The 22861-nt window shown below is 67.7% G+C and carries 21 protein-coding genes; 11 read left to right on the top strand and 10 right to left on the bottom strand.

Annotated elements, in window-relative coordinates:
- Positions 1-55: 55 nt before the first annotated feature.
- Both pcaH and pcaG read left to right on the top strand, forming a co-directional pair.
- Complete coding sequence (gene pcaH, locus AZL_RS27570; protein ID WP_012977682.1) at positions 56-778, top strand: protocatechuate 3,4-dioxygenase subunit beta; 723 nt, start codon at positions 56-58, stop codon at positions 776-778.
- Positions 779-783: 5 nt separating this feature from the next.
- Positions 784-1341 (top strand): protocatechuate 3,4-dioxygenase subunit alpha, encoded by a 558-nt coding sequence (pcaG, locus tag AZL_RS27565; protein WP_012977681.1) that lies wholly within the window; start codon positions 784-786, stop codon positions 1339-1341.
- A gap of 36 nt (positions 1342-1377) precedes the next feature.
- Here the strand turns inward: pcaG and AZL_RS27560 are convergent, their stop codons facing one another.
- Both AZL_RS27560 and AZL_RS36760 read right to left on the bottom strand, forming a co-directional pair.
- Complete coding sequence (locus tag AZL_RS27560; RefSeq protein WP_012977680.1) at positions 1378-3462, bottom strand: methyl-accepting chemotaxis protein; 2085 nt, start codon at positions 3460-3462, stop codon at positions 1378-1380.
- 415 nt (positions 3463-3877) lie between these two features.
- Entirely contained in the window at positions 3878-4192 is a 315-nt protein-coding gene (locus AZL_RS36760) for a hypothetical protein (RefSeq protein ID WP_042445986.1), read from the bottom strand.
- A 451-nt stretch (positions 4193-4643) separates the two neighbouring features.
- Between AZL_RS36760 and AZL_RS27550 the strand changes: the two genes are divergently transcribed.
- Positions 4644-5426, top strand: a complete 783-nt coding sequence (locus tag AZL_RS27550) for a hypothetical protein (protein WP_012977678.1) — start codon at positions 4644-4646, stop codon at positions 5424-5426.
- A gap of 71 nt (positions 5427-5497) precedes the next feature.
- Complete coding sequence (locus AZL_RS27545) at positions 5498-6271, top strand: hypothetical protein (protein ID WP_148219691.1); 774 nt, start codon at positions 5498-5500, stop codon at positions 6269-6271.
- 99 nt (positions 6272-6370) lie between these two features.
- On the opposite strand, the gene AZL_RS27540 is transcribed toward AZL_RS27545, so the two are convergent.
- Genes AZL_RS27540 through AZL_RS27525 form a run of 4 tightly spaced genes read right to left on the bottom strand, consistent with a single transcriptional unit; the run spans position 6371 to position 9953 of the window.
- Positions 6371-7390 (bottom strand): TRAP transporter substrate-binding protein, encoded by a 1020-nt coding sequence (locus AZL_RS27540; protein WP_012977676.1) that lies wholly within the window; start codon positions 7388-7390, stop codon positions 6371-6373.
- Between the two features lie 56 nt (positions 7391-7446).
- Positions 7447-8724 carry a TRAP transporter large permease gene (locus AZL_RS27535; RefSeq protein WP_012977675.1) on the bottom strand — a complete coding sequence of 426 codons (1278 nt, stop codon included), beginning with the start codon at positions 8722-8724 and terminating at the stop codon, positions 7447-7449.
- 39 nt (positions 8725-8763) lie between these two features.
- Positions 8764-9345, bottom strand: a complete 582-nt coding sequence (locus tag AZL_RS27530) for a TRAP transporter small permease (protein ID WP_012977674.1) — start codon at positions 9343-9345, stop codon at positions 8764-8766.
- Positions 9342-9953, bottom strand: coding sequence for a gluconokinase (locus AZL_RS27525; RefSeq protein ID WP_012977673.1), 612 nt, complete (start codon positions 9951-9953; stop codon positions 9342-9344). The genes AZL_RS27530 and AZL_RS27525 overlap by 4 nt, the downstream gene beginning before the upstream one ends.
- A 295-nt stretch (positions 9954-10248) precedes the next feature.
- Here AZL_RS27525 and AZL_RS27520 point away from each other — a divergent pair, with 295 nt between their 5' ends.
- From AZL_RS27520 to AZL_RS27505, 4 genes are all read left to right on the top strand, one after another.
- On the top strand, positions 10249-11274 hold the full coding sequence (locus AZL_RS27520; protein ID WP_012977672.1) for a LacI family DNA-binding transcriptional regulator: 1026 nt from the start codon (positions 10249-10251) through the stop codon (positions 11272-11274).
- Positions 11275-11448: 174 nt separating this feature from the next.
- The gene (locus AZL_RS27515; protein WP_012977671.1) at positions 11449-12618 is read left to right on the top strand and encodes an HlyD family secretion protein; all 1170 of its coding nucleotides are present in this window, start codon (positions 11449-11451) and stop codon (positions 12616-12618) included.
- On the top strand, positions 12615-15398 hold the full coding sequence (rbbA, locus tag AZL_RS27510; protein WP_012977670.1) for a ribosome-associated ATPase/putative transporter RbbA: 2784 nt from the start codon (positions 12615-12617) through the stop codon (positions 15396-15398). The genes AZL_RS27515 and rbbA overlap by 4 nt, the downstream gene beginning before the upstream one ends.
- Positions 15399-15401: 3 nt before the next feature.
- On the top strand, positions 15402-16529 hold the full coding sequence (locus AZL_RS27505) for an ABC transporter permease (RefSeq protein ID WP_012977669.1): 1128 nt from the start codon (positions 15402-15404) through the stop codon (positions 16527-16529).
- Positions 16530-16559: 30 nt separating this feature from the next.
- Here AZL_RS27505 and pgmG read toward each other — a convergent pair whose 3' ends face one another.
- The 3 genes from pgmG to galU form a co-directional block, all read right to left on the bottom strand.
- Complete coding sequence (gene pgmG, locus AZL_RS27500; protein ID WP_012977668.1) at positions 16560-17960, bottom strand: phosphoglucomutase/phosphomannomutase PgmG; 1401 nt, start codon at positions 17958-17960, stop codon at positions 16560-16562.
- 39 nt (positions 17961-17999) lie between these two features.
- Positions 18000-19331: a UDP-glucose dehydrogenase family protein gene (locus AZL_RS27495; RefSeq protein WP_012977667.1), complete on the bottom strand. Its 1332-nt coding sequence runs from the start codon at positions 19329-19331 to the stop codon at positions 18000-18002.
- Between the two features lie 138 nt (positions 19332-19469).
- Positions 19470-20339, bottom strand: a complete 870-nt coding sequence (gene galU / locus AZL_RS27490; protein WP_012977666.1) for a UTP--glucose-1-phosphate uridylyltransferase GalU — start codon at positions 20337-20339, stop codon at positions 19470-19472.
- Between the two features lie 402 nt (positions 20340-20741).
- Here galU and AZL_RS27485 point away from each other — a divergent pair, with 402 nt between their 5' ends.
- From AZL_RS27485 to AZL_RS27475, 3 genes are all read left to right on the top strand, one after another.
- Positions 20742-21527, top strand: coding sequence for an RluA family pseudouridine synthase (locus AZL_RS27485; protein WP_371304261.1), 786 nt, complete (start codon positions 20742-20744; stop codon positions 21525-21527).
- 34 nt (positions 21528-21561) lie between these two features.
- On the top strand, positions 21562-21834 hold the full coding sequence (locus tag AZL_RS27480) for a GNAT family N-acetyltransferase (protein ID WP_012977664.1): 273 nt from the start codon (positions 21562-21564) through the stop codon (positions 21832-21834).
- Positions 21835-21908: 74 nt separating this feature from the next.
- Positions 21909-22436 carry a GNAT family N-acetyltransferase gene (locus AZL_RS27475; protein ID WP_012977663.1) on the top strand — a complete coding sequence of 176 codons (528 nt, stop codon included), beginning with the start codon at positions 21909-21911 and terminating at the stop codon, positions 22434-22436.
- 24 nt (positions 22437-22460) lie between these two features.
- Here the strand turns inward: AZL_RS27475 and AZL_RS27470 are convergent, their stop codons facing one another.
- Positions 22461-22682, bottom strand: coding sequence for a hypothetical protein (locus tag AZL_RS27470; protein ID WP_042445977.1), 222 nt, complete (start codon positions 22680-22682; stop codon positions 22461-22463).
- Positions 22683-22861: the final 179 nt, after the last annotated feature.

Here is a 22861-nt window from a genome sequence, read left to right as displayed (position 1 = left end):
CCAGCCAACGAGGCAAGGCCGGTTCCCCTATAATCCCCCAAGGAGGCGTCCCGAGATGGACACGGTCGTTCGCGAGGCGGAGGGCGATTTCAACCCCCGCGACTGGAAACAGCATCCGCCCTACCTGTCGCCGGACTACAAATCGACGGCGCTGCGCTCGCCGCGCAAGCCGCTGATCCCGATGAAGCAAAGCCTGTCGGTGCGCACCGGCCCGGTGTTCGGCCATGACAGCCTCGCCCCGCTGGACAGCGACCTGACCAAAAACGGCCGGGTCAACGGCGAGCCGATCGGCGAGCGCATCATCGTCACCGGCCGCGTGCTGGACGAGAATGGCCGCCCGGTGCCGCATACGCTGCTGGAGATCTGGCAGGCCAACGCCTGCGGCCGCTACGTCCACCGCTGGGACCAGCATGACGCGCCGCTCGATCCCAACTTCTTCGGCGCCGGCCGCTGCATCACCGATGCCGAGGGCCGCTACCGCTTCACCACCATCAAGCCCGGCGCCTATCCCTGGGGCAACCACCACAACGCCTGGCGCCCGGCCCACATCCATTTCTCGCTGTTCGGGCCGTCCTTCCTGACCCGGCTGGTCACCCAGATGTATTTCCCGGGCGATCCGCTGCTGCCGCTCGACCCCATCTACAACGGGGTGCCGGAATGCTCGCGCGAGCTGCTGATCTCCCGCTTCTCCATCGACGTGACCGAGCCGGTGTGGGCGCTCGGCTATGACTTCGACATCGTCCTGCGCGGACGCAAAGCCACGCCGATGGAGGGCTGACCGCCATGAGCCAGATGCTGAAACAGACCCCGTCCCAGACCGTCGGTCCCTATTTCGCCTATGCCTGGACGCCGGAACTCTATGGCCGTCCGCCGCTGGCGACCAACCGGCTGGCGACCTCCGCCACCCCCGGCGAGCATATCCGCATCGAGGGCGTCGTCACCGACGGCGAGGGCGCGCCGATCCGCGATTGCGTGGTCGAAATCTGGCAGGCCGGCGCCGACGGCACGCATGCGCCGGGCGCCGCCGGTTTCGGCCGCTGCGGCACCACCGACGAGGGCCTCTATTTCTTCGAGACGGTGAAGCCCGGCGCCCTCGGCGATGGACAGGCGCCGCACATCGCGGTGACGGTGTTCGCCCGCGGCATGCTGAGCCACGCCTTCACCCGCCTGCATTTCTCCGACGAGACGGCGGCGAACGACGCCGATCCGGTGCTGGCGACCGTCCCGGCCGACCGTCGCGACACCCTGATCGCCCGACGCATCGAAACGCCCGGCGGCGTGGTCTACCGCTTCGACATCCAGTTGCAGGGCGAGCGGGAGACGGTGTTCTTCGACTGCTGAGGTCGGGGGGCCATCGGCCGACGGCCCCCCTTAGCCTTACCCCTCCCGGATCGTCGCCAGGAAGCGCTGGACCTCGCCGCGCAGTTGGGCCGACTGCTGTGACAGCGTGTCGGCGGCGGAACGGGCCTGACCGGCCATGCTGCCGGTCTCCCCGGCGGCGCGGGTCACGCCCTCGATGTTGGCCGACACCTCGCGGGTGCCGGTGGCAGCCTGCTGGACGTTGCGGCTGATCTCGCGGGTCGCCGCCCCCTGCTGCTCCGCCGCCGCCGCGACGGCTGTGACCGTCTCGCTGATGCCGAGGATGGTACGGCCAATGGCCTCGATGGCGCCGACGGCGCTGCCGCTGACCGTCTGGATCCGGGCGATCTGGGCGGCGATCTCCTCCGTCGCCCTGGCGGTCTGGTTGGCGAGCCCCTTCACCTCCGATGCGACGACGGCGAAGCCCTTGCCGGCCTCGCCCGCCCGCGCCGCCTCGATGGTGGCGTTCAGCGCCAGCAGATTGGTCTGGCCGGCGATCGACTGGATCAGGGTCACCACCTCGCCGATCTTCTGCGCCGCCTCGGCCAGACCGGCGACGGTGCCGTTGGTCTTGCCGACCTCCTCCACCGCGTCGTTGGCCATGCGCGACGAGACGGCGATGCGCTGGTTGATCTCCTCGATGGAATGGGTCAGCTCCTCCGCCGCCGCGGCGACCGTCTGCACATTGCCGCTGGCGACGTCGGCGGCGCCGGCGACCGCCGCGGCCTGCGCGTTGGTCTGGGTGGCGATGGCCGACAGCCCTTCGGAATCGGCGCGGATCCGCTCGGCCTGACGGGCCACGCTGGCGACCACCTCGCCGACGGAGCCCTCGAAGCGGTCGGCCAGCTCCGCCAGCTCCCGCCGGCGCCGCTCGGCGGCGCGCCGTTCGTCCTGGCGGCGCTGCTCCTCCATTTCGGCGACGCGGCCGGCATTCTCCTTGAAGAGTTGGAGCGCCTGGTTGATCGCCCCGATCTCGTCGGCGCGGTCGCGATCGGTCACCTCGACGTCACGCCGCCCGGCGGTCAACGCCCGGATGGTGTCGATGATCCGGTAGAGCGGCCGGCCGACGATGACGCGGGTCGACAGCCACAGCGCCAGCAGCAGGGCCGCGGTCAGCAGCACGGCGCCGATGGCGATGAAATGCGTCAGCTCCCGCTTCGGCACCTCGACCTGATTCATCGGCAGATTGATCAGCACCGACCAGGGCGTGCCGGTGTTGCCGACGACGACCGGCTGGAACAGCTGCTTGACCTCGGTGTTCAGGCTGGCCGACATCGAGAAATGGGCATAGGGCTTGCCCTCCCGGATCGCCGGCATCGCCGCTTCCAGACGCTGGTTGGTCTGAAGGATCGGCTTGCCGAGATGGTCGGGGTTGGTGTAGCCCGCCCACACCCCGGCGTTGGAGATCAGGAAGACCGATCCCGTCGTGAAGGGCCTGGCCGTCTTCAGTTCGTTCCAGATGTCGTCGGTGGCGATGTCGACGCCGGCGACGCCGATGAACCTGCCCTTCTCCACGATCGGCACCACCAGCGACACCATCAGGATGGATTTGCCGGCGACGACATAGCTGTAGGGTTCGACGATCACCTCCCTGCCGGTGCGCTTGGCCTGCTGGTAATAGAGGCCGTCGGGGCCGGGATCGTCGTAACCGACCAGAGCCTCCAGCTGGACCTTGCCGCCGCCGCGGTTCCAATAGGGGATGAAGCGGCCGCTGGCATCGCTGCCGGCGCTGTTGGCGAAGGCGGCGTCCTTGCCGTCCAGCGCGTTCGGCTCCATGCCGATCCACACGCCGATCAGGCCGGGGTTGGTCTCCAGCAGGCTTTTCAGCCAGTCGTTCAGCGTGCCGCGGTCGATGACGCCGCTGCGCTTCAGGCTGAGCAGGGTGGTCCCCATCAGCCGGCTGATGTCCAGCGCGTCGTTCAGCCGGCGTTCGACGGTCGCGGCCTGATATCGGCCCAGCTCGTCCCCGACCTTGAAGGACAGGGCATCGGTGTCGGCGCCGCTCTTGGACGAGATCACGAGCGTTCCCGCCCCCAGCCCGACCACCAGAACCAGGCCGATCGCCAGCACCAGCTTGGTGACCAATGGCAGCTTCTTGAACATCGTCCCTCCTGTTCATAGCCCAATCAACGCGACACGATCGCGCCTAGGTAGCCGCACCGTCCAGAAAAAGAAGATAAAATTACAAGACTTCGCCAGACTGCGACATAAGGCCCTAAAAATGATCAGGAATCTCAGCGTCTGAAGCCTCCCGCTCCGGCCGATGCGCGCGCCCGTCCATAATGAACGGATGGTTTTCTCGCTTTCGCAAGCCCAACGTCCCGGCCAGATGGAAAAAATCGGCCGGTCGCGAACCGATCGCGCAGAGATTTCAGTCCATTGCAGCCTTTTACGGGAAATTCACAACAATCGCACCTCTATCGATTTGATTCCGCCCCGCATCTGCGCCATAGTCATCCATGACGAATACAAATAAAAACTTAGAAACCTAATGATTAAGATTCGTCATCGAACCCTTTCATAGAAAAGGTTTCGATATGAAGGGCTGGAGGCAGGGGTGAATACGTCTGTCTACCGGCAACGGGGAAGGGAAGATGGCCAGCCGGATCGTTTTCCCGATCCGGCATGAATTCAGAGGGAAACGGCGGAGCCATGCGGTCAACCGCCGGAATTCTCCATTTCGAATCGCCAGCCTGACAAGGGGAGTCATAAGGATCATGAACGCGAAGCTTCTCGGCATTCTCTGCGCCGGCGCCTTGGCCGGCTTCACCAGCGCCGCCGCGGCCCAGAGCGCCGTGACGGTCACGGTGAACAACACGACCTCATCAGACACGACGTTTTCGTCGCCGTCCGGATGCCAAGGGAGCTCGGGGTTGAGCGCAATAGGCTCCGGCGCCAGCCGACTATCATCTATCCAAAGCCCTTACTCGACTTCCAATGGTTGCTCCATCCGCTACACGCGGACCGATAACTCGCGATACTGCAATTGGGTGCTGTCGCGTACCCGCAGTTCCTTGAACGGTCCCTGGAATTACCCAACCGTCAATACGACGAAGAGTTCGACGGGCGTCACATGCACCGGCACCATCACCTCGGTCAGTTCTGACGGCAACTGGAGTGTCTCACTCACAATCGCGCCTTAACCGACTAGCGTCGGTGGCTCGGGGAATAGGGCGATTGCGGACAATTGCCCTATTCCCGCGGGCTGAATGCCTCGGCATTTCAGCCGAACGCCCATGGAACAGGCACGAGACGGGACATCGCCGGGATAGGAGCCCTTAATCATGATGAACATCGCCGCCACTCCATCAGCGTCTCCACTTATGTCGCTCACTCAGGGCAAGGCGAAGGCTTCCCAGGCTGCCGCGCCGGCCCAATCCACGACGAAAGCCGAAGGAGCGACATCCACCAGCACCGCGCGGTCGGCGGATGGCGGCAAGAAGGACTTCGCGACCGTCGCCAAGGATGCGCGGGCCGCTCTCGACGCCGCCTATCAATCATTCGGAAAGACGGGGGAAAACGGCAATCCCATCGGACAGAATGGCACGACTGCCAAAGAATGGCAGAACTTGCTCAGTGGTCTCGACCGCCGCTCCCTTTATGCCATCGCCAGCAATGAGGGCGGACAGTTCAACCAAAGCGAACAGATCGGCGCCGAGAACTTGATGGACAAGCAGTTGAACGACGCCATGGGTCTTGACCAGGCGACGGCGGCGGCGGGCAAGCTTACCTCGGACATGTTCCTGAAGGGCGTCCGTTTCATGGACGGGGTGAGCGACGAGGAAAAGACCAGCATGTTCTGGGCGGAAAAGCGCGCGGGCCTGCAATTCTCCTATGAAGGCCGTTCCCGTCAGGAGGGCAAGGAGCCCGAGAACGTGGACAGCGAAAGCCCGTTGGCCAAGCTGATCAAGGGCGGTCTGGAGAACCTGCGGCGGACGGGCGATCCCTCCCGCCAGCTCAAGGACACGCCGGAATACCGGCAGGCGGTCCAGCTTTCCGAACAGCTCAAGGCAGGATTGGCCGCCAAATCGGCCTCCGGCGGGCGGGCCGTCGACCTCACGGCGTGAGCGCCGTCGTCACAAGCCTCCATGACAAAGGCCATGCAACGACCAGCCGCACCGGGACGGGAGTTCCCTTCATGATGAACATCGCCGCCACGCCTTCCGCATCCTCCCTCCCGCCGCTGGTCCAGGGGAAGGCAAAAGCTTCCCAGGCTGCCGCCCCGACCCAATCCACCACAAAAGCCGATGGAGCAGCGTCCGCCAGCGCCGCACGGCCGACAGATGGCGGCAAGAAGGACTTCGCGACCGTCGCCAAGGACGCCCGGGCGGCTCTGGACGCCGGATATCAGAAGCTGGGCAAGACCGGCGATATCTATACCTCTTTCAACGATTGGCAGAGCGTCCTCGGCGGTCTCGACCGCCGTTCCCTCCACGCCATCGCCAGCAATGAGGGCGGACAGTTCAATGAAAGCGAACGGGTTGGCGCCCAGAACGTCATGGACAAGCAGTTGAACGACGCCATGGGTCTTGACCAGGCGACAGCGGCGGCGGGCAAGCTTACCTCGGACATGTTCCTGAAGGGCGTCCGTTTCATGGACGGGGTGAGCGACGAGGAAAAGACCAGCATGTTCTGGGCGGAAAAGCGCGCGGGCCTGCAATTCTCCTATGAAGGCCGTTCCCGTCAGGAGGGCAAGGAGCCCGAGAACGTGGACAGCGAAAGCCCGTTGGCGAAGCTGATCAAGGGCGGTCTGGAGAACCTGCGGCGGACGGGCGATCCCTCCCGCCAGCTCAAGGACACGCCGGAATACCGGCAGGCGGTCCAGCTTTCCGAACAGCTCAAGGCGGGCCTCAGAGCCGGGTCGGCGGCCAAGTCGGCCTCCGGCGGGCGGGCCGTCGACCTCACGGCCTGAGCGCCGCGCTCTGGCAAGGCGGGGGGGCGCGACCGGCCGCCGCCGATCCACGCCCCACTCCCAACGGCCCACCCCCGCCGACCCCTACCGGCCCGCCGCTTACTTGCGGGCGGCGGCGATGGCGCTCTGGAGATCCTTCAGCACGTCGGCACCGCCATCGGCGGCGTACTTGTCGAAGGCGGGCTTGACCATCTCGCGCATGCGGTCCAGCTCGGCCGGGCTCAGTTCGTTGATCTGCATGCCCTTTTCCTTCAGATAGGCCACACTCTGGGCAGCGGCCTCGCGGCTGTCCTTGCGCTCGAACGCGCGCGAGGCGGCGGCGGCCTCGTTGAGGATCCTCTTCTCGTCGGCCGACAGCCCGTCATACCAGCGCTTGCTCGCCAGCACGATCCACGGGCTGTAGACGTGGCGGGAAATGGTCAGGTACTTCTGGACCTCGTAGAATTTCGACGACTGGATGGTGGTGACCGGGTTCTCCTGGCCGTCGACCGTGCCGGTCTCCAGCGCGGTGAACAGTTCGGAGAAGGCCAGCGGCACCGCGTTGGCGCCGAAGCGGTTGAACATGTCGATGTAGACCGGGTTCTGCATCACGCGCAGCTTGATGCCGCCCATGTCCTCGATCCTGGTGATCGGCCGCTTGCTGTTGGTCAGGTTGCGGAAGCCGTTCTCCCAATAGACCAGACCGACCAGCCCCTTGTCGCTCAACGCCTTCAGCAGCGTCTCGCCGAAGGGCCCGTCGAGGACGGCGTCGGCCTCCGTCTCGTTGTTGAACAGGAAGGGCAGGTCATAGACGCCGAAATCCTTGACGATGCCGACCAGGGTGGCGGTGGAGCCCACCATCATCTCCTGCGCGCCGCCGATCAGGGCGTTCTGCATCTGGATGTCGCTGCCCAGGCTGGCGTCGCCGAAGCCCTTCATCTTGAACTTGCCGCCGCTGCGCTTGGACAGCTCCTCGGCGAAATACTTCACCGCGCGGCCCTGGTTGCTGCTTTCCGACAGGCCGTAGCCGAAGCGGATGATGCGGGTCTTCACATCCTGCGCGGCGGCGGTCGTCGCGGCGGCCATCGGGGCGAGCAGGGCGGCGGCGATGCCGGTGGCGAGCAGCAGTTTGCGGAACATGGGGTCGATCTCCCTTTACCGTCTGGTGTTTGGTTGTGGTTGGTCTTGGGCGGGCTTCAATGGACCATGCGCAGCGGGGCGGTGACGATCTCCGGCACGGCGATCAGCAGCCCGACCAGCACGATGTAGGTCAGAAGGAAGGGCCAGATGCCCTTGGTGGCGCTTTCCAGCGAGATGCGGGCGACGCCGCACACCACGTTCAGCACCGTGCAGACCGGCGGATGGATCAGGCCCAGCGTGCCGATCAGCACGAACATCACGCCGAAATAGGTCGGGTCGATGCCGGCCTTGATCGCCAGCGGGGTCAGGACCGGGCCCAGCACCAGGATGGTCGGGGTCAGGTCCATCACCGTGCCGACGGCCAGCAGCAGGACGGCGATGGCCAGCATCAGCATCTTCGGGTGGCCCATCAGCGGGGCCAGCAGCTCCGTCATCTGCTGCGGCAGGTCGGCCAGCGTCACCATGTAGGACGACACCAGGGCGGCGGCGCACAGGAACATGACGGTGCTGGTGGTGCGCGCCGCCTGGACCAGCAGCGGCACCAGCTGCGGCAGCGTCACCTGCCGGTAGATGAACAGCGCCACGAACAGCGAATAGACGGCGGCGACCACCGCGGCCTCGGTCGGGGTGAAGATGCCGCCGCGCAGGCCGCCGATGATGATGACCGGCAGGGCCAGCGCCCAGACGCCGTCGCCCAGCGCCTTCAGCCGCTCGCGCCCGCTCGCCTTCGGTTGCAGCTTCACCGTCATGTCGCGGACGACGAAGACCCAGGCGCCGATCAGCCCCAGCCCCATCAGCAGGCCCGGCACGATGCCGGCCATGAACAGCGAGCTGATCGAGGTGTTGGTGGTCACGCCGAAGATGATGAAGGGCATGCTGGGCGGGATGATCGGGGCGATGATGCCGCCCGACGCGATCAGACCGGCCGAGCGCGGCACCGGATAGCCATGGTCGCGCATCATCGGGATCAGCAGGGTGGCCAGCGCCGCGGTGTCGGCGATGGCCGAGCCGGACAGGCTGGCCAGCATCACCGAGGCGCCGATGGTGACGAAGCCCAGGCCGCCCTTGATGTGGCCGACCAGGCTGACCGCCAGGTTGATGATGCGCTGCGAGATGCCGCCGGCATTCATCAGCTCGCCGGCCAGGATGAAGAAGGGCACCGCCATCAGCGGGTAGTTGTCGGCGCCGCTCAGCATGTTCTGGGCGACCAGCTGGGCGTCGAAGAAATCCAGATGGACCATCAGCGCGACGCCGGTCAGCATCAGCGCGAAGGCGATGGGCATGCCGAGCAGCATGAAGCCGAACAGCGAGCCCAGGAAGATGGTGAGGGTCATGGCGGCGTCTCCGTCCGCAAAGGGTCGTCTGGGCTGGGCTCAGTGCTTGGCGACGGCGGCGCCAGGGCCGGAGGCCGGGGCGGGCGGCGCCACGGCGGGCCCATGCGCGTCGGGATGGTCCAGCATCGTGTCGGGGTCGCCGGGGATGCGGGCGCCGAGCTGGCTGGTGACGATCCGCCACAGGTTGGTCAGCACGGTCAGCGCCATGGCGATGGCCGGGAAGAAGCCCGCCGCCGCGTAGAAGGCCATGGGGAAGCGCAGCACGGTGGAGAAGGTCTCCATCCCGATCAGCAGCTGCATCCAGCTGCCCTCGACGAACAGCCAAAGGGCGTAGAGCATCAGCAGATGGGCGACGACCGCGCAGGCGCGCCGGACCTTGAACGGCAGGCGGCTTTGCAGGATCTCCAGCCCGAGATGGCGCTGGTGGCGCAGCGCCACGGTGGCGCCCAGGAACACCAGCCAGACGAACATCAGCCGCGCGATCTCCTCCGCCGCGACGATGCCGCTGTTGAAGACATAGCGCAGGACGACGTTGCCGAAGACGAGGCCGACCATGACCGCCAGCATCAGCGCCATGATCCATTCGGTGATCCGCTCCAGCAGATCGGCGATACGCGTCATGGGGTCCCCCCGGATTTCTTGTCGCCGCCGGTCAGGCGGGCGTGGGCATCGGCGACGATGGATTCGACCGCCAGCGTCACCTCGTAGGACAACACCGCCTCGTCGGGTCCGGGCATCTCCAGATCGGCGAACTGGCTGTCGACCAGGGCCATCGGCATGAAATGCGAGGACCGCGCCCCCATGCGCGACGCGATCAGCGCCTTGTCGCCATGCAGATGCAGGAAGACCACCCGCTTGGCCCCGCCGCGCAGCCGGTCGCGGTAGCGCCGCTTCAGCGCCGAACAGGCGACCACCAGCCCCCGGCCCTCACGGTCGGCCTCGGCGATGAAGCCGGCCAGCGTGCCCAGCCAGCCGTCGCGGTCGGCGTCGGTCAGCGGGATGCCGGACGACATCTTGGCGATGTTGGCGGGCGGGTGATGGACGTCGCCCTCGACGAAGCCAAGGCCGAGCGCCAGCGCCAGGGTCTGGCCGACGCTGGACTTGCCGCAGCCCGCCACCCCCATCACCACGACGATCGGCGGTCCGGCATCGCCAGACGATGGGGCGGACGGAGACGCCGGGGATCCGGGGGGCATGCCGGGGACCGGCGCTGAGGAGGAACCGTTCATGAGCCGTATGTTCCCTCGCGCCAACTGGTTATGTTAGCGCTATCATGATAAACCCGACGCGACAATTCGGCCCTGGGGGGACCGCAACGGCACGGATGACGCCGGGATGCGATGGCGCTACTGTTAGCGCTAACCTTGACGGCCGTAAAGAGTTTTGTTTGAGTTGCGGACGAACAGGTTTCTAAGTGTGGGCCGGCGCGATGATCCGTCGCGCCGGACGGACAGGATGGAAGGACGGCGTTCCGTGACGACCAGTGGCGGTGATCGGGCCGCATCCATGGCGGCCAAGGCGGCGGTGAAGCCGCGCAAGCCGCGCTCCTCGCGCACCGGGCGGGCGACGATGGCGGATGTGGCGGAGCGGGTGGGCGTCAGCGCCATCACCGTGTCGCGCGCCTTCAAGCGGCCGGAGCTGGTGGCGCCGGAGCTGCGCCAGCGCATCCTCGACACCGCCCAGTCGATGGGCTATGTGCCGAACCAGGCGGCGAGCGCGCTCGCCTCGGCGCGGTCGATGACGGTGGCGGTGCTGATCCCGTCGATGACCAACATGGTCTTCGTCGAGACGCTGGCCGGCATCCACGACATGCTGTTGCCGCGCGGCTACCGCGCCCTGATCGGCGTCACCCATTATTCGCCGGAGGAGGAGGAGCGGCTGGTCCGCACCTATCTCCAGTTCCAGCCCGAGGGCATCCTCCTGACCGGCACCGACCACACCCAGGCGACCCGCAACTACCTGTCGGCGCTGTCCAGCCCGATGGTCCACATGATGGAGCTGCTGGACGAGCCCGGCAGCCTCAGCGTCGGCTGTTCGCAGGAGGAGGGCGGCCGGCTGATGACCAGCCATCTGCTGGCGCGCGGCTACCGCCGCATCGGCTTCGTGGCCGTGCAGCTCGACCCCCGCACCCTGTCGCGCCTCGACGGCTACCGCCGCACGCTGGAGGAGGCCGGGCTCTATGACGAGACCCGCGTCTGGCGCCTGCCCGATCCCTCCTCCATCCAGCTGGGGGCGGCGATGATCGACCGGCTGATGGCGGAGAACAGCGACTGCGACGCGGTGTTCTTCTGCAACGACGATCTGGCGCAGGGCGCCCTGTTCCAGTGCCAGCGCCGGGGCATCCGCGTCCCCGACCAGCTCGCCATCGCCGGCTTCAACGATTTGCCGGCATCGGCCTGGACCACGCCGACCCTGACCACCGTCGCCACCCCGCGCTACGCCATCGGCCGCCATGCCGCCGCCATGCTGCTCGACCTGATGGACGGCAAGGAACCGCCGCGGCACCGGCTCGACCTCGGCCTGACCTTCATCGCGCGCGAGAGCACGTGAGGGAGCACACCCCCTCCGCCCTGCCAATGATGCGGATCAACCAGGGGGCGTACGGACGGGCATGGCAGCCGCGCGGGCCACGGGACGGGGACGGCGTCGCCGCCCCGGGGGACGGGGCGTAGACTGGGCCGGGTCGTCGCCCTCACCGGCGACGCACGCGAAAGGAACCCGGCCATGACCGTCAAGCGCGTTCTCATCGCCGTGGCCCTGCTGGCGCTGCTCGGCGCCGGGGCCGCCTATGGCTGGCGGGCGACGCAGGGCAACCGCCTGCCCGCCGGCTTCGCCTCCGGCAATGGCCGGATCGAGGCGAACGAGATCGACATCGCCACCAAATACGCCGCCCGCGTCCTGACCATCCCGGTCGAGGAGGGCGATCTGGTGGAGGCCGGCGCCGTCATCGCCACGCTCGACACCCGCGACCTGGAAGCCCAGCTCCGCTCCGCCGAGGCCCAGCTGCGCCGGGCCCGCCGTGGCCGCGACGAGGCCACCGCCCTGGTCGCCCAGCGCGCCAGCGAGGCGGATTTCGCCGCCAAGGAACTGGAACGGGCGCTGATCCTGTTCGGCAAGGGCCATGTCGCCGAACAGCGGGTCGATCAGGCCCGCAACAGCCGGCGCACCGCCGACGCCGCGCTGGACGCCGCCAAGAGCCACCTCGCCAGCGCCGACGAGGCCATCGCCGCGGCGGCCGGCGACGTCGACCGGCTGACCGATCTGGTCGCCGACGGCGTGCTGAAGGCGCCGCGCAAATCGCGCGTGCTCTACCGCCTGTCCGAACCCGGCGAGGTGCTGGCGGCCGGCGGCAAGGCGGCGACGCTGCTCGACCTGTCGAACGTCTACATGACCTTCTTCCTGCCGACCGACACCGCCGGAACGCTCGCGCTCGGCGCCGAGGCCCGCATCCTGCTCGACGCGGTTCCCGACACCGCGATTCCCGCCACCGTCACCTTCGTCGCGCCGCGCGCCCAGTTCACGCCCAAGCAGGTGGAGACCAAATCGGAGCGCGACCGCATGATGTTCCGCGTCAAGGCCCGCGTCCCGGAAGCGCTGGTCAGCCGCTACATCGAGCGGGTGAAGACCGGCCTGACCGGCATGGCCTATGTGAGGCTGGACGCCGGGGCGGGTTGGCCCGACTGGCTGGACTCGGTGTTGACGCGCGAAGCCGCCCCTCCCCCTTCCCTATCCCCCTCTCCCCCCCGGGGAGAGGGGCGGGGTGAGGGGGAGGCACAGCGTGACTTCGCGGAGAATCGGTTACCCTCCGCCGACCAATCCACCCCACGCCTCCCCCTCACCCTAACCCTCTCCCCGGGGGGGAGAGGGGACACCCCCGCGGGTGAAAACTCATGACTCCCGCCCCCGCCGTCTCGCTGTCCGGCTTGCGGCACCGCTATGGCGGGACGGTGGCGCTGGAGGACGCGGCGCTCGACATCCCCACCGGCGCCAGCGTCGCCATCATCGGCCCGGACGGCGTCGGAAAATCGACCCTGCTCGGCCTGATCGCCACCGCCAAGACGGTCCAGCAGGGCAGCATCCGCGTGCTCGGCACCGACGTCGCCGACCGCCGGGGCCGCGCCGCGCTTCAACCGCGCATCGCCTACATGCCGCAGGGCCTCGGCCGCAACCTCTATGCCGAATTGAGCGTCGCCGAGAATCTCCAGTTCTTCGGCCGCCTGTTCGGCCTCGACGCCGCCGAGCGCCGGCGCCGCATCGCCGACCTGCTGGACTCCACCGGGCTGGCCCCCTTCCCCGACCGCCCGGCCGGCAAGCTGTCGGGCGGCATGAAGCAGAAGCTCGGCCTGTGCTGCGCCCTGCTGCACGACCCCGACCTGCTGATCCTCGACGAGCCGACGACCGGCGTCGATCCGCTGTCGCGCCGGCAGTTCTGGGACCTGATCGCCCGCATCCGCACCGGCCGCCCCGGCATGACCGTGCTGGTCGCCACCTCCTACATGGACGAGGCGGAGCGCTTCGACCGGGTCGTCATGATGAATGCCGGCCGCCTGCTGGCCCACGACACCCCGGCGGCGGTGAAGGCGCAGACCGGCGCCGCCGACCTCGAAGACGCCTTCGTCGCCCTGCTGCCGGAGGAGGCCCGGCGCGGCCACCAGCGCCTGACCGTGCCGCCCCGCCCGGCCGAGCCGGAGGGCGCCGGGCCCGCCATCGAGGCCATCGGCCTGACCCGCCGCTTCGGCGATTTCACCGCGGTGTCGGACATCGGCTTCCGCATCGGCCGTGGCGAGATCTTCGGTTTCCTCGGCTCCAACGGCTGCGGCAAGACCACCACGATGAAGATGCTGACCGGCCTGTTGCCCGCCACGGCGGGGGAGGCGCGGCTGTTCGGCAAACCCATCGATGCGACGGACCAGGAGAGCCGCCGCCGCGTCGGCTACATGGCGCAGGCCTTCTCGCTCTATGGCGAGCTGACGGTGCGGCAGAATCTCGACCTGCACGCCCGGCTGTTCGACCTCGCCGATGCCGACTCCCGGCTGGCGGCGCTGGTCGAGCGTTTCGGCCTGTCGCCCTACATCGACGCGGTGGCCGACCGGCTGCCCTTGGGCGTGCGGCAGCGGCTGTCGCTGGCCGTCGCCATCCTGCACGGGCCGGAGCTGCTGATCCTCGACGAGCCGACCTCCGGCGTCGATCCGGTGGCGCGCGACCAGTTCTGGCGCGACCTGATCGCGCTGTCGCGCGAACAGGGGGTGACGATCTTCGTCTCGACCCATTTCATGAACGAGGCGGCGCGCTGCGACCGGGTGGCCTTCATGAACGCCGGCCGCGTCATCGCCGCCGGCCCGCCCGACGAGCTGCGCCGCCAACAGCGGGCCGACAGCCTGGACGACGCCTTCATCGGATTTATGGAGCAGGCGGAGAATCTCCCTCTCCCCCCCGGGGAGAGGGCCGGGGTGAGGGGGACGCACAGCGAGGATTCTAGGGAAAGTGCCGCAGCGCATCCCCCTCACCCTAACCCTCTCCCCGGGGGGGAGAGGGGACCTCACTCCTCTCCCCTCTCCCGCCGCCGTCTGCTCGCCTATGCCTGGCGCGAGACGCTCGAACTCCGCCGCGATCCGGTCCGCCTGACCGTCGCCCTGCTCGGCACGGTGCTGCTGATGCTGGTGTTCGGCTTCGGCATCACCATGGATGTCGAAAACCTCGCCTTCGCCGTGCTCGACCATGACCGCTCGCCGGAAAGCCGCGCCTACATCGAGCAGTTCGACGGCTCGCGCAGCTTCCGCGCCACCCCGCCGGCCATCGACGCCCGCGATCTGGCGCTGCGCCTGCAACGCGGCGAGGCGTCGCTGACCATCGAGATCCCCGAGGGCTTCGGCCGCGAGCTGCGCCGTGGCAGACCTCCCGAGGTGGCGGTGCGCATCGACGGCGCCATGCCCTTCCGGGCTGAGACCATCCAGGGCTATGTCGCCGGCCTGCACCAGCGCTTCATCCAGGATGCCGCCACCGCGTCCGGCGTCACCCTGCCCGCGTCGCCCGCCACCCTGGAGATGCGGTATCGCTACAACCAGGCCTTCCGCAGCCTGGACGCCATGGTGCCCAGCACCATCGGCCTGCTGCTGGTCTTCATTCCCGCCATCCTCGCGGCACTCGGCGTGGTGCGGGAGAAGGAGCTGGGATCCATCACCAACCTCTATGTCACCCCGGTGACGCGGCTGGAATTCCTGCTCGGCAAGCAGTTGCCCTATATCGGGCTCGCCAGCTTCAACCTGCTGCTGATGGTGGTGATGGCGGTCACCCTGTTCGGCGTGCCGGTGAAGGGCAGCCTGTTGGGGCTTCTGCTCGGCGGGCTGGTCTATGTGGTGGCGACCACGGCGCTGGGCCTGCTGATCTCGGTCTTCACCGCGACCCAGACGGCGGCGGTGTTCGGCACCGCCATCCTCACCATGCTGCCGGCCACCCAATTCTCCGGCATGCTGCAACCGGTCTCCACCCTGGAAGGCGGGGCGTGGCTGCTCGGCACGCTGTTCCCCACCACCCATTTCCTGAAACTGTCGGTCGGCGCCTTCACCAAGGGTCTCGCCCTGCCGGAGCTTCTGCCCTTCATCCTGGCGACCGCCGCCTTCATCCCGGTTTTCCTGGCGCTGGGCGTCGCCTTCCTGCCGAAACAGGAGCGCTGAGCGATGCGGCGCTTCCTCCGCAACAGCCTGACGCTCGCGCGCAAGGAGTGGATCAGCCTGCTGCGCGACGTCTTCATGCTGGGTTTCGTCGTCTATTCCTTCACCCTGTCGGTCTATTCCCAGGCCACCGGCATCTCGCACGAGCTGCGCAACGCCGCCATCGCCGTCGTCGACGAGGACCGCTCGCCCCTGTCGCAGCGTCTGGCCTCCAGCTTCCACGGGCCGGAGTTCCAGGCGCCGGTCCAGATCGGCCATGCCGACATCGACCCGGCGATGGATGCCGCCCGCTACACCTTCGTCCTCGACATCCCGCCCGATTTCCAGGCCGACGTGCTGGCGGGACGCGGCCCGACGATGCAACTGCTGATCGACGCCACCGCGATGATGCAGGCCGGCATCGGCGCCGGCACCATCCAGGGCATCGTCGACGACGAGGTCGGCCGCTTCGTCCGCCGCGAGGCCGACGGCAGCGCCGCCCCGGTGTCGCTCCAGCTCCGCGTCGCCTACAACGAGGCGCTGGATACGAAATGGTTCACCGGCACCATGTCGGTGGTCAGCAACGTCACCATGCTGGCGGTTCTGCTGGCCGGCGCCGCCCTGATCCGCGAGCGCGAGCACGGCACGCTCGAACATCTGCTGGTGATGCCGGTCCGCCCGGCCGAGATCATGGCCGCCAAGGTGCTGGCGAACGGGGCGGTAATCCTGGTGTTGACGCTGGTGGCGCTTTACGCGGTGCTGCGCGGGTTGCTGTCGGTGCCGCTGGCCGGCTCGGTCCCGCTGTTCCTGGCGGGGACGGCGCTCTATCTGTTCTTCGCCACGGCGCTCGGCATCTTCCTCGGCACGGTGGCGCGCTCGATGCCGCAATTGGGCCTGCTGTTCATCCTGATCGTGCTGCCGATGAACATGCTGTCGGGCGGCTTCACCCCGCTGGAAAGCGAGCCGCAATGGCTGCAACTGGCGATGCAGCTGTCACCCTCGACCCATTTCGTCGCCTTCGCCCAGGCGATCCTGTTCCGCGGGGCGGGGTTCGACGTGGTGTGGCCGCGCTTCGCCGCCACCGCCGGGATCGGCGCGCTGTTCTTCGCCTGGAGCCTGGCGCGGTTCCGGCGCCATCTGGCGAGTTTCCGGTGAGGGGGAAAGCCCCCTCACCGTCACTTTGCCTCAGTGCGACCCGCCGCCCTCGAAGGACGGCGCGCTCAGCCCGGAGGCCACCAGCTGCTCGATCAGCGCGCCCTTCAGCCGCTCCAGCCCGTCCGTGCTGTAGGACTCGGCGCGCGCCACCAGAACGTCCTGGGTGTTGGACGCGCGCAGCAGCCACCAGCCGTCGTCGGTCGTCACGCGGACGCCGTCGATGTCGTTGACCTTGGCGCCCGACGCCTTGACCCGGCCCTTGACCTCCTCGACCACGGCGAACTTGCGCTCCTCGTCGATCTGGAAGCGGGTCTCCGGCGTGTTGACCATGTCCGGCAGGCCGTCGCGCAGGTCCGCCAGCGTGGTGTCCAGCTTGCTGACCAGCCCGACCAGCCGCACGCCGCAATAGAGCGCGTCGTCGAAGCCATACCATTTGTCGGCGAAGAAGATGTGGCCCGACATCTCGCCGGCCAGCGGCGAGCCGGTCTCGGCCATCTTGGCCTTCAACAACGAGTGGCCGGTCTTCCACATCAGCGGGTTGCCGCCATGCTTGGCGATCTCGTCGAACAGGGCCTGGCTGGCCTTGACGTCGGCGATGATGGTGGCGCCCGGATGGCTCTTCAGCACGTCGGCGGCATAGAGCGCCACCAGCTGGTCGCCCCACACCACGCGGCCCTTGTGGTCGATGGCGCCGATGCGGTCGCCGTCGCCGTCGAAGCCGATGCCGATGTCGCAGCCATGCTCCGCCACCGCCTTCTTCAGGTCGACCAGATTGGCCTCGACCGTCGGATCGGGATGGTGGTTGGGGAAATTGCCGTCGATCTCGTCGAACAGCAGGACATGCGTGCCCGGCAGCTTGGCGGTCAGGCGGCGCAGGATCTCGCCCGACGCGCCGTTGCCGGCGTCCCAGGCGATCTTCAGGTCGCGGGTGCCGTCATAATCCTTCAGCAGGCGGGCGACATACTCGTCCTGGACGTCGATCTTCTCCGACGAGCCTTCGCCCCGCTCCCAGTCGGCCTTGGCCGCCATGGTGCCGAGTTCCAGGATCTGCTGGCCATAGACCGGGCCCTTGCCCAGCATCATCTTGATGCCGTTGTAGTCCGGCGGGTTGTGCGAGCCGGTGATCATGATGCCGGCCGCCGCCTCGCGGTCGCGGGTGGCGAAATACAGCATCGGCGTGGGGCCGAGCCCGATGCGCAGGACATGCAGGCCGGTGGAGACCAGCCCCTCGACCAGCGCCTCCTCCAGCTCCGGCGAGGACAGACGGCCGTCATAGCCGACGCAGACCGTCTTGCCGCCCTTGCGCACCACCACGGTGCCGAAGGAACGGCCGACCGCGCGGGCGTCGGCGGGGGTCAGCGTCTTGCCGACGATGCCGCGGATGTCGTACTCGCGCAGCACCGTGGGGTGGAAGATATGGGCTTCGCTCATCGTCTCGTTAGTCCTCTGTTGGACGCCGTCTTTGGACCGTCAGCCGCGGTCCATTCCACCCGCCGGCGTCGGCCGGCCGATGGAGCTGTAGGTGAAGCCGGCCTTCGCCATGTCGTCGGGGTTGTAGATGTTGCGCAGGTCGATCATCACCGGCCGCTTCAGCATCGACTTGACCCGGCGCAGGTCGAGCGCGCGGAATTCGTTCCACTCGGTGAGAATAGCGACGCAATCGGCCCCTTCCAAGGTGCCGTAGGCGTCCCTGGCCCATTCCACGCCGGGCAGGAGCTTTTCGGCCTCGCGCATCGCCGCCGGGTCGAAGGCGCGCACATGCGCGCCGGCCGCCTGCAACGCCGGGACGATGTCGAGCGACGGGCTGTCGCGCATGTCGTCGGTGTTCGGCTTGAAGGCGACGCCCAGCACCGCGACGGTCTTGCCGTCCACCGACCCGCCGCAGGCGGCGATGATGCGCTCGGCCATCTGCTTCTTGCGCTTGTCGTTGATGTCCACCACCGTCTCGATGATGCGCAGCGGGCTGCCGACCTGCTGGGCGGTGCGGACCAGCGCCAGCGTGTCCTTCGGGAAGCAGGACCCGCCATAGCCCGGACCGGGATGCAGGAACTTCTTGCCGATGCGGCCGTCCAGCCCGATGCCGCGGGCGACGTCATGGACGTTGGCGCCGACCTTCTCGCACAGGTCGGCGATCTCGTTGATGAAGGTGATCTTGGCGGCCAGGAAGGTGTTGGCGGCGTATTTGGTCAGCTCCGCCGTCTCCAGCGAGGTCACGACGATCGGCGTCTCGATCAGGTAGAGCGGCCGGTAGAGCCGGCGCATCACCTCGCCGGCGCGGTCGGAGGTGGCGCCGATGACGACGCGGTCCGGCCGCATGAAGTCGCCGATGGCCGAGCCTTCGCGCAGGAATTCCGGGTTGGAGGCGACGTCGAACTCGGCGTCGGGCCGCACGCGGCGGATGATCGCCTCGACCTCTCGGCCGGTGCCGACCGGAACGGTCGATTTGGTCACCACCACCGTGTAGTGGTCGAGGTTCCGGGCGATCTCCTCGGCGGCGCCATAGACGTAGGACAGGTCGGCATGGCCGTCGCCGCGGCGCGACGGGGTGCCGACCGCGATGAACACGGCGTCGACCCCCTGCATCGCCTCCTTCAAATCCAGGGTGAAGGAGAGGCGGCCGGCGGCGACGTTGCGGGCGACGAGATCGTCCAGGCCCGGCTCGTAGATCGGAATCTCGCCGTTCTTCAGCCGCTCGATCTTGCCGGCGTCCTTGTCGACGCAGGTGACGTGAACGCCGAATTCGGAAAAGCAGGCGCCGGAGACCAGGCCGACATAGCCCGTGCCGATCATCGCAATGCGCATCGCGTCCCCCTCATGTCCTTGAAAACGGGAAACTCAAAAGCAGGAAAGCCGTAGTGGCGGAATGCCCAAACGCGCACACCCGCCGCCGTCCGGGTCAGGGGACGGGGCGGGCACGGCGTCGGGAATGCCACCCGTCGGTCAGCAATATTTGCGCAGCATCTCGCGCACCTTGTCGGCCATGTCCGGCCGGTTCAGCGCGTGGGCCAGCGTCGCCTCGATGAAGCCGACCTTGTCGCCGCAGTCATAGCGGGTGCCCTCGAAGCGCAGGCCGTGGAAGGGCTGGCTGCCGATCAGCTTGGCCATGGCGTCGGTCAGCTGGATCTCGTTGCCGGCGCCGCGCTGCTGCTTTTCCAGATGGTCGAAGATTTCCGGTTGCAGGATGTAGCGGCCGATGATCGACAGGGTCGACGGCGCCTCGGCCGGCTTGGGCTTCTCGACCAGGCCGCGGACGGTGGCGAGACGGCCGTCGTCCTTCTCGACATCGAGGATGCCGTAGCTGCTGGTGCGCTCGCGCGGGACGTCGACCACCGCGACGATGTTGCCGCCGACCTCCTCATACGCCTCGACCATCTGCTTCAGGCAGGGGGTCTTGCCCTGGACATAGTCGTCGGGCAGCACGATGGCGAAGGGGTCGTTGCCGATCAGGGCGCGGGCGCACCACACGGCGTGGCCGAGGCCGAGCGGAACCTGCTGGCGGGTGTAGAAGCAGCGGCCGGGGGCGATCTCGCTGTGACGGACCTCCTCCAGCGCGTCCATCTTGCCGCGCTCCTCAAGGGTGCGGTTCAGTTCGGTGTCGGCGTCGAAATGGTCTTCGATGGCGCGCTTGGAACGGCCGGTGACGAAAACGAAATCCTCGATGCCGGCGGCGCGCGCCTCTTCGACGGCGTGCTGCAGCAGGGGGCGGTCGACCAGGGGCAGCATCTCTTTCGGGATGGCCTTGGTGGCCGGCAGGAAGCGCGTGCCGAGACCGGCGACCGGGAACACCACCTTGCGCACGGGTTTCCGCATTGGACGTCTCTTGTGGTTGAGGCGAAGTCAAATCATCGGTGCCATGGAACCGCCCGACCGCAAGCGAAGCCGGCGGAAGCGCGACCTATGGACCCGCGCTTTCTGCCACGCCTGCCGCGATGGCGCAACAAACCTTCCGAGACCGGGCAAAAGGCTAGTCCCGGCGGCCGAAATCAAATGAAAACCGGCCGAATATCCTCATTCAAGCCGATCTTTATCCGTTAGGTCCAAAGCCGGCCCAAACCTTTCTCATAGGCGGCGAGGCTTGAAAAAGCGGAAGAAACCATGGGCGCGACACCGTGCCGCTGCACGCCCGCCGCCCACCAGCCGCCATTGCTCCCCATGCAGACTGTCCGTATGACGCCCGTTGCCGGGGCTTGCATGGACGGCCCGCCGGCCGCCATGCTGCCGGCCATGATCCCCGACTCGCCCCCCTCCGCTTCCCTCTCCGCCGGCCAGTTGCGCGCCCGCGTGCTGCACCGGGACGAGCTGTGCTTCGTCATCGACAAGCCGGCCGGTCTGGCCGTCCACAAGGCGGGCCGCATCACCGACCATCTGGAGCTTTACCTGCCCCATCTCGCCGAAGCGGATGGCGAGCCGCCGAAGCTCGCCCACCGGCTCGACCGCGACACCGCCGGGTGCCTGATCCTGGGCCGCACGCCCTGGGCGCTGAAGCGCTTCGGCCAGATGTTCGCCGCCGGCCATGTCGAGAAGACCTATTGGGCGGTGGCAGACGGCGTCCCGGAGGCCGGGTCCGGCGTCATCGACCTGCCCCTGCTGAAGCGGATCGAGCCGAAATCCCCATCGGGCGCCGGCCGCTCCTCCTGGACCATCCTGCCCGATCCGGCGGGCCAGCCGGCGGTCACCGAGTATCGCGTGCTGGGCACCGCCGCCGACGGACGCTGCTGGCTGGAGCTTCGCCCGCGCACCGGCCGCACCCACCAGATCCGCGTCCATTGCGCCGCCATCGGCTGCCCGCTGGTGGGGGAGCCCTTTTACGGCCCCGAACGCCGCCCGCCCGGCGCCCTGCATCTGCTGGCCCGCTCGGTCGCCTTCCGCATGGCCTTCGAACACGCGGCCGTGAGCGCCGTCGCCCCGGCGCCGGAGCATATGCGGGACGCGCTGGCCGCCTGCGGCTGGCGGGAGCGGGAGGGGGCTGCCATCCCGTCCGCCACGCCCCACCTGTAAGGCGCGGAACAGCACGATCGACGGAGCGCACAGGATGGGACAGGCGGTCACCGACAACCGCGCGATGAACCGGTTCGAACTGAAGGTCGGCGGCCAGACGGTCTTCGCCGACTATCGCCGCGACGGCCGGACCCTGGTGATTTCCCATGTCGAGGCCCCACCCGCGCTGCGCGGCACCGGCGCCGCCGGCCGCCTGATGGAGGGCGTGGTGGCGCTGGCCCGCGCCGAGGGGCTGAGGATCGTCCCGCTCTGCGGCTACGCCGCGCTGTGGATCAGGCGCAACCGGCATGACGACCTGTTGACGTGAGGCGGGCGGGCTCGGGCGGCAATCCGGCAGGGTCATCGCATTGAGGAACCGAGTTCCTGTGAAAGGATGTCCGCATGATGGTGGTCAGACGGCTGGTGCCTGAGGATGCGGAGGCGTTCCGCGCGCTCCGCCTCGAAGCCCTGGACCGGCATCCGGAGGCGTTCGGGTCGAGCCATGCCGAGGAGTGCGCCCTGCCCCTCTCCCACTTCGCGGACCGGATCGCGGGCGGCACCATCACCGGCGGCTTTGTCGACGGGCGGCTGGACGCCATGGCCGGGCTGCTGATTCCCAAGCGGATTAAAACGCGACACAAGGGCATGCTGTGGGGCGTCTATGTCCGCGAGACCCGGCGGGGCAGCGGTCTTGCCGATGCCGTCATGACCGCCCTGCTCGCCCACGCGATGGAGCATGTCGAGCAGGTCCATCTCTCCGTCGCGGCGTCGAACGACCGGGCCATCGGCTTCTACCGGCGCCTGGGCTTCGAGCCGTTCGGAACGGAGCCGCGGGCCCTGAAACTGGACGGGACCTATATCGACGAGCTTCTAATGGTGAAGTTCAACAGCCGCGGACCCGAACAAAAGTCTGAAGATGGCTCAGACTGATTTTTCCATTAAGAGCATTCCGGCCTATATATCGCTGCGAGCAGGCATTCGTTCCATCAACCAGTGAATGTCGGTTTCCTCAAAGCGACGACGGTGCTCCCGAAACTGGTGGTCGTCATTCCAACCCCACCGCTCAGCGACGTAAGGTCCCAACGCGGCACGCTTGGCATCGAATGAGTAGGCCAGAGCTTCATCGCATTGGGACAGCGAAATGAACTTCGTACGCCCCATGTCCGGGATGTCCATTGCTCATCCTCCTGTTCAGCTTTCCCGAACCGGCCGCCCTATGAAACGGAGCGTAACCGCCGGTCTCGCCGTAACGCAATGGAAGCCATGGAACCGGCGGGTTCTCCGATTTTCACCGGCCGCTCCCCGATAGCGCCCATCCATGATAGGAAGATGATCCCGCCAACGATCAGGAAGGG

The organism is Azospirillum sp. B510 (genome assembly GCF_000010725.1).
In the GTDB taxonomy this organism is placed as follows: Bacteria; Pseudomonadota; Alphaproteobacteria; order Azospirillales; family Azospirillaceae; genus Azospirillum; species Azospirillum lipoferum_B.
This window is presented reverse-complemented; position numbering and strand designations above follow the sequence as displayed.